At 49.7% G+C, this 12,534-nt stretch carries 11 protein-coding genes and 2 pseudogenes; 1 reads left to right on the top strand and 12 read right to left on the bottom strand.

The window, feature by feature from the left end; all coding sequences use genetic code 11:
* Positions 1-82: 82 nt before the first annotated feature.
* Together CHK_RS02970 and CHK_RS02965 are read right to left on the bottom strand one after the other, a co-directional pair.
* Positions 83-1,723, bottom strand: a complete 1,641-nt coding sequence (locus CHK_RS02970; protein ID WP_046442550.1) for a C40 family peptidase — start codon at positions 1,721-1,723, stop codon at positions 83-85.
* A gap of 11 nt (positions 1,724-1,734) precedes the next feature.
* A complete protein-coding gene (locus tag CHK_RS02965) occupies positions 1,735-2,640 on the bottom strand; it encodes a radical SAM protein (RefSeq protein WP_046442549.1) in 906 nt (301 codons plus the stop codon).
* Positions 2,641-2,926: 286 nt separating this feature from the next.
* Between CHK_RS02965 and CHK_RS02960 the strand changes: the two genes are divergently transcribed.
* Entirely contained in the window at positions 2,927-4,144 is a 1,218-nt protein-coding gene (locus CHK_RS02960; RefSeq protein WP_046442548.1) for an IS110 family RNA-guided transposase, read from the top strand.
* Positions 4,145-4,334: 190 nt separating this feature from the next.
* Here the strand turns inward: CHK_RS02960 and CHK_RS02955 are convergent, their stop codons facing one another.
* The 10 genes and pseudogenes from CHK_RS02955 to CHK_RS02910 all read right to left on the bottom strand — a co-directional run bounded on the left by CHK_RS02955 (position 4,335) and on the right by CHK_RS02910 (position 12,530).
* Positions 4,335-6,683, bottom strand: coding sequence for a VirB4-like conjugal transfer ATPase, CD1110 family (locus CHK_RS02955; RefSeq protein WP_046442547.1), 2,349 nt, complete (start codon positions 6,681-6,683; stop codon positions 4,335-4,337).
* Positions 6,676-7,017, bottom strand: coding sequence for a PrgI family protein (locus CHK_RS02950; protein WP_046442546.1), 342 nt, complete (start codon positions 7,015-7,017; stop codon positions 6,676-6,678). Before CHK_RS02950 ends, CHK_RS02955 begins: the two co-directional genes overlap by 8 nt.
* Positions 7,018-7,029: 12 nt before the next feature.
* On the bottom strand, positions 7,030-7,386 hold the full coding sequence (locus CHK_RS15520) for an LPD28 domain-containing protein (RefSeq protein ID WP_052740242.1): 357 nt from the start codon (positions 7,384-7,386) through the stop codon (positions 7,030-7,032).
* Between the two features lie 47 nt (positions 7,387-7,433).
* The gene (locus tag CHK_RS02940; RefSeq protein ID WP_046442545.1) at positions 7,434-8,279 is read right to left on the bottom strand and encodes a hypothetical protein; all 846 of its coding nucleotides are present in this window, start codon (positions 8,277-8,279) and stop codon (positions 7,434-7,436) included.
* Between the two features lie 18 nt (positions 8,280-8,297).
* Positions 8,298-8,528: a hypothetical protein gene (locus CHK_RS02935; RefSeq protein ID WP_046442544.1), complete on the bottom strand. Its 231-nt coding sequence runs from the start codon at positions 8,526-8,528 to the stop codon at positions 8,298-8,300.
* A 5-nt stretch (positions 8,529-8,533) separates the two neighbouring features.
* Complete coding sequence (locus CHK_RS02930; RefSeq protein ID WP_121418993.1) at positions 8,534-8,785, bottom strand: glutamyl-tRNA amidotransferase; 252 nt, start codon at positions 8,783-8,785, stop codon at positions 8,534-8,536.
* A 40-nt stretch (positions 8,786-8,825) separates the two neighbouring features.
* Positions 8,826-9,281 (bottom strand): annotated as a pseudogene (locus CHK_RS02925) (type IV secretory system conjugative DNA transfer family protein); the annotation flags it as partial.
* 758 nt (positions 9,282-10,039) lie between these two features.
* Positions 10,040-11,431: pseudogene (locus CHK_RS02920) on the bottom strand (VirD4-like conjugal transfer protein, CD1115 family); the annotation flags it as partial.
* A gap of 60 nt (positions 11,432-11,491) precedes the next feature.
* Positions 11,492-11,674 carry a hypothetical protein gene (locus CHK_RS02915; RefSeq protein ID WP_052740238.1) on the bottom strand — a complete coding sequence of 61 codons (183 nt, stop codon included), beginning with the start codon at positions 11,672-11,674 and terminating at the stop codon, positions 11,492-11,494.
* Positions 11,675-11,678: 4 nt separating this feature from the next.
* On the bottom strand, positions 11,679-12,530 hold the full coding sequence (locus tag CHK_RS02910; protein ID WP_046442540.1) for a hypothetical protein: 852 nt from the start codon (positions 12,528-12,530) through the stop codon (positions 11,679-11,681).
* Positions 12,531-12,534: the final 4 nt, after the last annotated feature.

Here is a 12,534-nt window from a genome sequence, read left to right as displayed (position 1 = left end):
GCAGAACAGCGAAACACAATAATAAGACTAACGCCGCGAGCCATAGTGCAACATACTTATTTCGTTCCATTGCATACCTCCATTATACGCCGGGACGGGCAAAAGAATAGACCTGCCATTTTCCGCCGTCAAGCCCCCAAAGTTTTTGAATGACAACACAGCCCTTTGAGCTGCTCGCCTCGATCACCTGATTGTTTCCCGCATAGATCCCTACATGATGAATTTCATTCCAGCGTCCGCATCCGCAGGTCGTTTTTGACCAAAACACGAGATCGCCGGGCTGGAGCTCTGACCGTCCTACGTTCCGCCCGTTCTCCTGACAATACCGCGCCTGTTCCACGGAGGTCGTGGGGATGTCGATCCCCGCCTGGTTATATGCCCACCATGTGAGGTAAGAGCAGTCCACATAATCGCCCTGACCGCGCAAAGGCTGGCTGTACGGATGACCGAGGCGTGTGAGCGCTTCCTGTACGATCATAGTTCCTTTTGTTCCCTGCGGCAGCCCGGAAATGATGTCTGTCAGCTCTCCGTTCGTCATACCGCCGTAAATATCCGTACCGAGAAGTTCGGCAAACAGAGGATAATAGTCCGGCCTTGCAAGTTCCTCTGCGATCTGCAACTGGCTTTTATCAAAAGCAAACAGTGCAGCGCCTTCCTGCCATGTTTTGCTGTCTATGGTCACATAGATGTTGAGAATGTTTCCATGTTCTGTGTCCTGCACCGCTTCTGTCCTGTATGATACGGTGTTCATGGCATAAAAGATGCGGCGCAGCTCCTCCCGGGATTCTTCCGTAAGCTCAATAGACGGTTCGCCGTCCGCCATACGGTTGCCGGAAAATACGATCAGGATGTCCCGCCAGTTATTGACAGTATCGCTGTCTCCGTCCATATTTCCGTCGTAAATGATATTGACTTTATCATAAGCTCCGCCAGCCAAAAGGCCGCTGATCTGCGTATCAATGGCGAGCCGGAAATCTTCATTGACCTGTGCGGCGGTCTCACTGACGGACAGCCCTCCGGATTCATCCACAAAAAATATCCCCATCAGAAAGACGACAAGAATAATAACGACCACTACAATCAAGATCACGAGCAATACGACCCAGCCTCCCGCCGCGATTGCTGCAACGAGCGCTTTTACCGCCGCGATCACAGCCTTTACGATTGCCATCGTTATTTTAGCGGCGGCCTTTGCGGCAGCAGCAGCCGCCTTCGCCGCCGCGCGCGCGGCACGGACAGCCATCTGCGCCGCTTTTGCCGCCATTTTTGCCGTCTTTACTGCGGCCTTTGCAGTTCTGACTGCACGGCGGGAAGCCTTAACGGTATTCCGCGCGGCTTTCACAGTATGCCGCACAGACTTGACTGTCCGTTTTGCTGTTGTTTTCACTGTTCGCTTTGCCGCGTGTCTTGCACTGCGGACGGAGCGGCGCGCGCTGGTCGCTCCTGTTTTCGTTGTTTGCGGTGGAGTATTCTTTTTCACCACGTCATATATTTTTCGTATCGCCTGTTTTCCATGCTCCTTTGCCTTTCTGCCGGAACGCTGCGCGGCTTCCTGAATCCGGTTCTCGGCATACTGCTGCGGGGATTCCTCTTGTTCGTTCCGTCCGCCGCTTGTATCTTCTGCTTCACCATGAATTTTATGCAGTAGTTCTTTGGGAGTCCGCGCCGCTTCGGACAAGATGCGCGGAGCTCTGGCTGTCGGTTTGGTTCGTATTTCTTTCATAGGTTTTTTCCTCATATTTCAATATTTTCCGATTTTTTTGCGGAAATATAATCTGCAAAATTCGGCATGTGTCTGAAAAGAACAATACTGTTCACCCAACGCTGCAAATGCCGCGTTATTTTCGGAGCGCCCGGCTTATCATAGACCATGACATAAGGCCGATAACCCATTTCCCATACCTTGTAAATGCGTTCCAAATCCTGCTCATGAGTGCTGTTAAAGTTCGTCAGAATATATACCGACCTGTGATTATCATCAAGTTTTGTTTGTTTTGCAAACCACTCCAGCATTTGGGGGGCGCTCGTATCGTTTGGATCATCCCATGCGAAGTGCAAATTTTTCACTTTAACGCGGTCTATAAGCTTAACGTTGTCCTCGTTTAATAGCCGTGCGTCAAGTCCCTGTGTGAAATGCACCCATGCACCGCTGTCTGCAAGCTGCTGCAATAGTTTCTCGTGGTCTTTACAAGCAAGGAGATTGGGATCGAGGAGACGAATTTCTTTCTGCCCTCTCCAAAATTCCGAGAGGTCAGCGACATGTACGGACCTTGTTCCTTCTTTTTTGCCTACAATACAAAAAGGGCACCCCCGTGGACATCCGCGTGTTAGGTAACCGTATGCTGCTGTATACTGCGAATAAAGGCTGTAATCCGGGTATTGGTGTTCAATATTTTCCGGCAATTTAATGGAAAGATCATATCCTGTTCCGCCCCGTATGATTTGATCCGCCCGGATACAATGTATTTCATCTTTTGAATAAATATCCGTAAAAATACGGCTCATATATACCAGATCATAAGACAGCAAACCGTTCCACCATTCTACCGTATCGCCTCTTGCCTTGTGATAAGCGGAAAGCTTCATCAATGCGATGTTCGGAAAATGGTGGCTGTCTACGTCGATCAATCCTATTCTCATATCGTCTCCTACTACAATAATATTTGGATATAGATACTGCACTCCAGCAGTACCTTGTTCCATCTCATGCCTAAGCTGTTAGAATGTTGAGGTAATTGGTCTGACGGTCGCCTCCCAGGACTAACCATGTCCGTGCATAAGTCAGTCAGCCATCCTCTCATTCGCAGCGTTCGATTTAAGCAGGTTGAACCACCTCTGTGCGTTCGTGTCACGCAGTAGATTGAATCGGCGGTGAGTAAAGGATGTATTGCCAGTTGCATATCAATCTTAGGAGGTACACTTTTCTATGAACGCAGTCGGTATTGACGTATCCAAAGGCAAAAGCATGGTTGCTGTATTGCGGCCCTTTGGCGAGGTAGTGACCCTGCCTTATTCAGTTTCCCACACCGCCAGTGAACTCAGCGAGTTGGCAAACTCCCTGAAAAGTCTGGACGGCGAGGTTCGGGTTATCATGGAGTACACAGGCCGGTATTATGAACCTGTCGCTAAGGCGCTCCATGAAGCGGGAATCTTTGTCAGCGTCGTGAACCCTTTACTCATCAATCAGTATGGCAACAACTCTGTCCGCAAGGTCAAAACCGACAAAGCCGACGCTGTAAAAATCGCCAAATACGGTCTTGACAACTGGGCTGAATTGCGTGAATATGACCCTATGGATACTACTAGGCAAAACCTGTTGCTTGTCTGCCGGCAATACAATCTCTACATGAAGAACAAAACTGCTTTTAAGAGCAACCTCATCGCATTGCTTGACCAGACATTCCCAACAGTCCATAAGCTGTTCAAAAGCCCTGTCCGTGACGATGGCAGCCAGAAGTGGGTGGATTTCGCCACAACATTCTGGCACTGTGAGTGCGTCTGCGGCGTAAGCGAGAAAGCCTTTACCGAGCGTTACCGCAAATGGTGCAAACGGCACAGGTACATCTTCTCGCCTCGTAAAGCTTCTGAAATCTATGCTGCGGCCAGTGAGCAGGTTCCCACCTTGCCAAAGGATAACCACATAAAACTTTTGGTTACAGAGGCCATCACACAGCTTAACGCCATTTCCAGAACGGTTGAGGCTTTACGCTCCGATATGCAGTCTCTGGCACAGTCACTGCCCGAATATCCGGTAGTAGCTGCCTTGTATGGCGCTGGTGATACCACAGCCGCACAGCTTATCGCTGAAATCGGTGATGTGCGCCGCTTTAAGAGCAAGCAGGCTTTGAGCGCCTTTGCTGGCGTAGACCCAAGCCCTAACCAATCAGGTACACGCGAGGCTAAAAGCACCTCTATCACCAAACGGGGCCGTGCGCCTTTGCGTAAGACACTGTTCCAGATTATGGAGTGCCATCTCAAACGCGCGCCCCATGATGAGCCTGTGTTCCAGTTTCTGGACAAGAAGCGTGCCGAGGGCAAGCCGTACTACGTGTATATGACCGCTGGTGCTAACAAGTTCCTGCGTATCTACTATGGGCGTGTCAGGGAGTACCTGAACGCACTTGACAGTGGCGATGAATCATAACTGAATCGCTCCCTTCTTTTCTTAGCCGTGCTGTAAATCTTTAGGGCATGGTCTTTTTGCTGTATGCCTTTTACCTGTATTTTTCACTTTTCCCATTACCTTAAAAAAGTTCTTGACTTTTTATTTGCAGGCTTTTACAAACAGCAAAAAGACGAGAAAAATATCCCGTCTCTTTTCGCATACATACTGTCTATACCAACATCTCCTCGATCTCACCCGGCTTGGTACTCATCAGTCGGTACATTTTGGTGTCTTTGGGAAATTGGTCTATGAATGGTACGATACTGCTCCCGCACTTCAAAAGCCCCTTGCCGTATCCCGCATTGGTAATATACGACAGCTGATTATCCGAAATATGCAGGAGCTTTGCAAGTTCCGCCCGATCCGTCGGAGCCTGATTGAGCATGACAAGGTACTCGCTGTTCGCAAGCATAGTACGGGCAGTAACGGACTTCAGGCAGTCCTCCACGTTCTGCGTAATTCCTGTCGCAAGTGCACCGTCTTTGCGAAACTGCTTCCAGCTTTCCGAGAAAAAAGTTGCAGAAAGGTCGTTGGCAAAGAAGATATGCATCTCATCAATAAATACATGGGTACGGATCCCGCGTTCCCTGTTCCGTGCTACCCGGTTGCGGATCGCGTCGGTCATCACGAGCATACCCGGGGTGCGAAGCTGTTTTCCGAGGTCACGTATGCCAAAACTGATCAGGCGGTTGTTCACGTCAATGTTCGTCTGATGCGCGAACATATCAAGGTTCCCGGTCGATACCATCTCCATTGCGAGAGCCAGTTCGTCCGCGCGTTTGAGGCGCTGTTGTTTCAATGCCTTGTGTAAATCAACGAGCGTGGGCGGCTGAATGGTGTAGTTGCTCCCGAGATACTCCGCATAGATTTTAGAGAGGCACCTGTCCACAAGGGATTTATCCATTGCGGTGAGCCTTCCCGTTCCGCCCATGATCTGCTCCAGAAAGGACAGAGTAAATTCACTTTTGGCGATCAGCGGGTTGGCGTTGTCCCCATAGCCGAGCGCCAAGTCCATTGCATTTAAATGGAACGGCGAAGTAGGGGACATATCAAAGGCAGCGCCGCCCATTGCCGATACAAGCGGGGTATATTCGTTCTGCGGATCGGCAATAATAATTTCATCATCTGTAAAGAGAAGCAGGAAAATGATCTCCCGTTTGGCAAAGAAAGACTTCCCGCTGCCCGATACGCCGAGGATAAAACCGTTGCCGTTTATAAGCTGTTTCCGGTCTACTATAATAAGATTGCCGGACAGGGCGTTCACCCCGCAGTAAACGCCGCCCGGTTCCATAATTTCCTGTGCGCGGAACGGCATGAGCACCGCAGCCGATTCGGTGGTAAGGGTGCGCAGGGCATTTATTTTCCGCAGACCATACGGCATGGCGGTATTCAGTCCGTCCATCTGCTGATACCGCAGCACCGCGATCTGGCACAGGTTTTGCCTGCCGATGGCAAGCAGTGTTTCCGTGTCCCGGTCAAGCTGCTCTTTGGTATCAGCGGTATGCACGAGCGTTACAAGTCCAAACATCATGCGCTGGTCACGCGTTGTAAGGTCGTCCAGAAATTCTTTGGTTTCCTTTCTCTGCAATTCCATGTCATATGGAATGACGGCGGAAAAGTTATTGTTTTGGTTCTGCCTGCGCTGCCAGTTCGTAATATTCGTTTCTACACCAAGCATACGGTTCTCCACTTCGCGCACCGCCTCATCTGTGGGAACAGGAATAAAGTCGATAGAAAAGAACATGCTGCGGTTCAGCTCGCACAGTTTGGAAACAAAGCTGTCTTTGAGATAAGAGGCATATTCTTTCAGAAAGAGGACGCGCCCAAACCGTTCGCCCATTTGGAAATAGTCGCTTTCAAAGCGGAATGAATCCGGGCAGACCATATCCTTAAAACTACGCCCGTTTTTCATCATCTCCCGCAGGTCCATAGAAAACATGGTTTCCTCGCCCTCTCGGAAAAATCCATGCAGGAGCCGCAGGCGGTCTACGGTATCGAGCGGTTCACAGGAAGAAGAAAGCTGTGCAAGATGTGTCGTGAGTTCCGCATCCACACGGTTGAAAAAGCTGCGTGCTTCCGCGACATCTTTTGCTGAAATTGATACGGTGATGTACCTGTCCTGCATAATAGAATTGGACACGTCCGTCACCTTATCCATCAGCATCTGATTGTATTCCCGGCGGTAACCGTCCAGTTCGTTATCCTGCATTGGAATCAGAATAGATTTTTCAAATTCTTTTTTATTGATCCTGCGGTTGCATATCGTGATCTTTGTTGTGGCAGAAGAATCCAAGGAATTTAAGAGTTCGCTGTAATCCAGAAACATAGCAGTCTTATCCTCTTTGGATGCAATTTCATAGTTGATGTCCGTAAATCTCCAGCATTTACTATACTTGTTGCCGACCATCCACACGCCGTCCGGCCACACCCGTTTTACGGGTATGACCTGCTGGACGGAGCGGGGGATATGCAGTTTTTCTTTGTCCTGCTTCAAGATGCGCATCAGCGCCTTAATCATACTTTTTTCCTCCCTCAGATATGATGTTGTAATAGATGTCCTCGCTGCGGAACGTGAGGCAGCGGGGCGTTAAAATTTCAGACTTGATAAACGCCCATACAAATTGTTCGGCGGTCATGCCGTTGTACTTGATAAAGCCGACGGCGGCAAACGGAGCCGCGCCTAAAATGCACAGCCATGATACCGTTTCCGCGCCGAGTATATCTTTCAGTCCAAAATATATGGCAACGGCAACGCCCATTGCGAGGATCGAAAAAACGAGCTGGCGCAGGTTCAGCCCGAAAAAGATACTTTCCTGGTATTCCCGTATTTCACGGTTGATTTTAACTTCCATCTCTCTTCTCCTTTACCGTTCCGGTTCATTTCGCCTTTTAGCAGGGGTATGCTCCAGCCATTGGCCAAGCGGTATCTTTTTCCGTCCAATCTGTAAATCTCCCTTGCGAAGAGGAAGATACGGATCGTTCCCGGTAAAATTCAACGGTGTTTTGGATACGACTGTTCCATACCAATTCACCAATACAAACGGCTCTATGGTCGCAGGCCGGGAAAAAGAATGATCGCTGTGCCGGATATCATAGCAGTAAAGTCCATCCGGTACGCTGTGTTTATCTACTCTCTGATCGGTAAAGAGCACTTCCTTTCCAAATAATTTTGCTTGTTTGAATATCCTGTTCTGGATTTTTGTATCATCTGGATTCATCATATTGTATTCTCCCTTCAAGATATGTTTTGATTTCTAAATTCTCTGTTTTACCCTCCAAACATCATTTCACGAATCACCCGATCCGCCATCTTGACCGAACCGACCAGCACCAATAAGTTGAAGATCAGCTCTCCCATATATGTCCATACCATTGTGGTGGGGCTTGCTCCCTCTATGACCACAGGCGGGGACGCGGCGAACACGGAAAAAATAATGCAGGCGAGTACAATGACCGCTCCCTCAAGGCATACCGCCGCGTAGGACTTGATGAAGCTCCTGCCAATGCTTGCCGTGGGTTCGCCTGCAAATCCGGCGAGTGGGATCGGGGCAATCGCCGTATACATGTAGAGTTTAAAAAAACGCCCATATACAGACATGATCATAATAAACGACAATACCGTAATAATAAGACCGCCGATCAATGACACGAGCCATACGGGAATACTGTCTAAAAACGGCAGGTCGCGTACAGCTGCGTCCATCTCGGGCGGCAGGGTAACAGCCTGCATCGCGCCGCCGACGCCCGCCGTATCCATTACAGTAGAGATCACGCCCTGAACGATACGGAACAGCGCCATCATCAGTTCCAGCCCGTAGGTGATCGCTGCCTTTGCGAGGACAAAGCGGACGAACATTTTAAGCGCCACTTCCGGGCGCTTAATTTCTACGAAGCTCCCGCATGTCTTGACCACGCCGATCAGGAAGAACAGGACGAGCAGGGCATAGCCTACGGCTTGCAGCGCCCCGTTTATGTTTACAATGATCTCCCAGATCCCGCCGCCTTTGAACGTTTCCGGGGATTGCGTGAGCAGGTTCCATATTTCCGCCAGTTTTGCGTTCCATGTGGAAAGGGCGTTGGAAAGGTTGTCTATGATCCAGTTACCGCTATTCAATCAGACGCCTCCTTCCCGTCATCTGCACGGCTCGTTCCTCTTATGTTGTTTTTCTTTGATGACGCTGTATTTATCGTCCACATAAAAACACCCCCGGAAAGGGTTATATATGGCATGGCATTTTTTGCCGTTGTATTCGACTATATAATCGTTATCTCCAACTTTTGCCAGCAAAGTCGCTTCCCGCATTTCACCGTTTAGCGAGTGGATCCGCATCTCTTCCGTATGGGGATAGTCCAGTTCAAACATCGTTTTCAGCCTCCTGTAATCAGATCGAGTATTTCTTTGGAAAATGTGATGATGATACCGCCCGCAAGCGTCAGAAATCCATTGGCGCGCTGCGACGGATCGTGGCTTTTTAGGGAAAGCCCAACCTGCACGATCCCCCAGCCGAGCAGGATCATTCCAACTGCCCGGATCAATCCAAAGATAAAAGTGGAAAGATTGTTTACCACCGCAAGGGGATCGTCCGCCGCGTATGCAGCGGTTGTAAATGATACGATCATTGCCTGCACAATAAAGGCACAGTATAATACTTGTACTATTTTAGGCGGTCTGATTGCCTTTAACTGTGTTTTTCGTTCCTTTTGTATTTTCCTCACGTTCAGATTCCTCCTTGTTTTGTTCCTCCAGCCATTCCTGTATTTCTTCTTCAGACACTACCTCATAATCTTCCTGTTCTCCGTCAAGCAGGATCTGCTCCGCCTCCATTGCGTTTGGCGCTGTTCCATGCAGGTAAGGCGGCGCGCCGCCATCCGCCGTAAGGGCAAGAAATGGGTGGCGCAGGATATCATATTTCTCGTCGCGTACCGCACGTTCCCCACGGACAAACAACAGGGCGTAGCGGTTGTCGAGCATACGCACCTCATCCGGGGTATATAGCTCGCGCCCGGTCAGTTGGTAGTTCGTGGAATAGTTCCCGCTGTGGCCTGTACTCTTGCCGTAGGTATTGGTGTCTATTGTCGCTTTGCCGAGCAGTTCCGAAACATATTTGTGCGTGCTTTATAACGATAGGTAATCCTTTGAAGTCATCTCCAGATTTTCCCCCGCTTCACACCGTGCATGCGGCTTTCACCGCACACGGCGTTCCATCGAAAATGATTGATTGAATCATTTCCGACTGGTGGCTATCCCTCCATCATGTTTCCATAACTTCATCGGTACTGTGCCACCACTTTCACAACCATTAAAGGCGCTTATTATTCTTCGCCGCCACCGTGTCAACAGACTGCAATAGTCCTCCGCGTTAGGTTGCTTACCACGTTCCAATAACTCAATCTTTGCATATACCTTTAGGTGCTTGCTATGAGCCTGTATGCAGGACGCCGCCTATAACGGCGTATGGTGTTTCATAACGAACATTCTTACTCCACCACACATACCAGTAATGAAACTGTAAAGCCTTTCGACTTATTCGGCATTTAGACCCGTACATTCGCAAGTTCGTCAGTTGCCGCCAAGCAACATTCTCACCGTGGGCATTTTATAGAACCCCGGCATATAGGTGATACCATCCACCTCTGGACAGCTTTCGTATTGGCAAGCCAATACGATCACTCTCTGCCGACTTCACCGAGCCTCTGACCGCATCGTAATTGCAGTTGATACCGCCAGTCGGAGTATTAGGCGAGCGTTTCAGGGCGTTACTCCTTCATTCCACCCATTGAGTTATTAGTTCTCCAAGTCTGTTTTTCAAAGCTCCTTTCAATCTCTGAAATTATTAACATCGACCTTGTGCCTAACCTTTTCAGTTAGGAACGTGTCGCACGTTCGTTTCCGCCCAAAAACAAAAATTCGTCGCAATTTCCGATGATAGATTCCCATTGCTTTTCAAACAGGGCTTTGAGCTGCGCGATGTTTTGCAGGATGATCGACACGGATACCTCGCGCGAGCGCATGGTCGCAAGCAGCTTGTCAAACTCATCGGGTAGGGCAACATTCGCAAATTCGTCCATCATGCAATGCACATGGACGGGAAGCTGCCCGCCGTGCTCTCTGTCCGCGAGATAGAATAATTCCTGAAAAAGCTGCGTATACATCATGCCAATGATGAAATTAAGGCTGCTGTCATTGTCCGGTATAAGCGCGAACAGCGCGGTCTTTCTCTTGCCGACAGAGGGCAGATCAAGTTCGTCATACGTCACGAGGGACGCGATCTGCGGGATATTGAATTTTTCCAGACGGACGCCCAGCGATACCAATATAGATTTGGCAGTCTTGCCCGCCGCCATTTTGAAAATATGGTACTGCTTGACGGCAAGGTGGTCGGGATCGCGCATTGCAAGGCGTTCAAAGAGTTCATCCAGAACGCTTGCATATTCCTCATCTTCCTCCCGCACTTCCGCTGCCGCGAGCATTTCCATCACCATCGGGAAATTTTGCTCTTCGGGCGGGGCTTCGCTTCTGAGATAGAGGATCAGCGCTTCCAGCAAAGCTGTCTCCGCGCGTTCCCAAAAGGGATCGTTGGAATTGGAGCCTTTAGGCGTAGTATTGCGGATCAGGTTGTTTACCAGCTTCAGCACGTCTTTCTCGTCGCGGAGGTAGGCAAACGGGTTATACCCGTGGCTTTTCTCCATATTGATGAAATCCAGAACACGGATAATATATCCCTGCTGTTCAAGCAGCTTTCCGGTATCCCGCAAAATTTCTCCCTTGCAGTCCAGTACCACGAAAGACGTGTTTCCCTGCATGATGTTCGGCTTGGCATAGAACCGTGTTTTACCGGCTCCGCTGCCGCCGACCACGAGCACATTGAGGTTGCGCCTGTGCCTGCGTCCGTCAAGTCCGATCCGCGTATTTTGTGTAAGAATGATATTGTCCGCAAAAGTTTTATCCGCGTATTTTTTGGACAATGAGCGGGCGTCTCCCAGTTTTGCAGAACCATACTCCTCACCTCTGCGGTAATTGCGCCGTGCAGACAGGAAAATGCCGATACACAACCCATAAATGAGCAGGAAAATGAGGATTGCGCGGGGCGTATCATCGCACCATGCCACGCGGAACGGATGCGCCATTCCTGCCGCAAGTCCTCTTATGATCCCGATCAATCCGTTGGATAAAAAAGGGGCGGCTATAACAGCCGCCCATACGACAAAAACGCATCCGATCCCAATCAGAATCAAGCGCGTATTCCAATCTTCATTCGGATTCATTGTCGTTATCTCCGGATTGCTCTTTTTCCGCCCTTCCGAGCGATTCAATGCACTGTATCATTATCTTTGCGCCTCCGTTCTTTTCTTCTGTTTTTTTGCAGGAGCGTCGATGACGGTCAAAAGGGTATCGTCCACAAATCCTGTATCGCGTCCCTGTGCCATGAGTTCGTTCCGTGTGTCGTTCAGGGAAGCTATGATAAGCCTGCGTTCATATTCGTCTACCTCGATCAGCCGTTTTTCCATACGCTCACCTCGCGGGCTGTTCTTTTTGCTTGCGTAGCTGTGCATACAGGGTGCGGTCTATGCGGTCAATCGTATCGTTTGCCGCTTTATGGATCTGGCTTAATGCGAGCCGTTTGTCCTGTGTTTCAAGCTGCGCATATTCCTGCGGTATCTGATCCGGCAGGGGCACGGAGACTCCAAACCGTTTACAAGTAACTGCTGCGGCACAGCCGCATGAAAATGGGGCGAGATTATGTTCCGCACGGGCAAGCTCCCGCGCGATACAGAAAAAGAGTTTGTTCCCATCAAGGCCGCGCGCCACTTCCACCGCTTTGTTTTCTTCTGAATAGACGGCTCCTGCATTTTGATCTAAAGAATCAGACAGCCGTACCGGAACGGGCGTACCTGTCATAAGGGCTTTGAGTTTGGATTTGATTGGCATGGACTTGGTCGCGCGTTCCGGTACTTTCCGTCCATACGTTTGGGATACGTCAAAACACCGCTCCACCTTGTATCCCATTGCCATTGTTCCGTCCTCACGCTCATATTCCTTATCCTGCTTGAATTGCTTGATGGCGCTGCGCCCCTGTCCTTTTCGTATTCCCCGTTCCCGTTCCGCCCATTCCTCCGCGGTCAGGATATATGTAGCTTTGGGATTCTGCGCCATCGCAAGGAGGGTATTGCCTACCGATGTTTTTCCGAGCCGCGCCTGCATTTCCAGATACTCGCCTAACTGTTTTGGATCGGAGAATACCCGCTCCGTCATATCTTCTACGGTCTGGTGCAGTTCATCCCGTTCCTGCTGTTTGTATGCGGCATATTCCTCTTTGGAATACTGCTGTTCTTGCTTTTCCAGCAATTCGTCAAAATTTTCCATTCGT

Source organism: Christensenella hongkongensis (assembly GCF_000981035.1).
Lineage (GTDB): Bacteria > Bacillota > Clostridia > Christensenellales > Christensenellaceae > Christensenella > Christensenella hongkongensis.
This window is presented reverse-complemented; position numbering and strand designations above follow the sequence as displayed.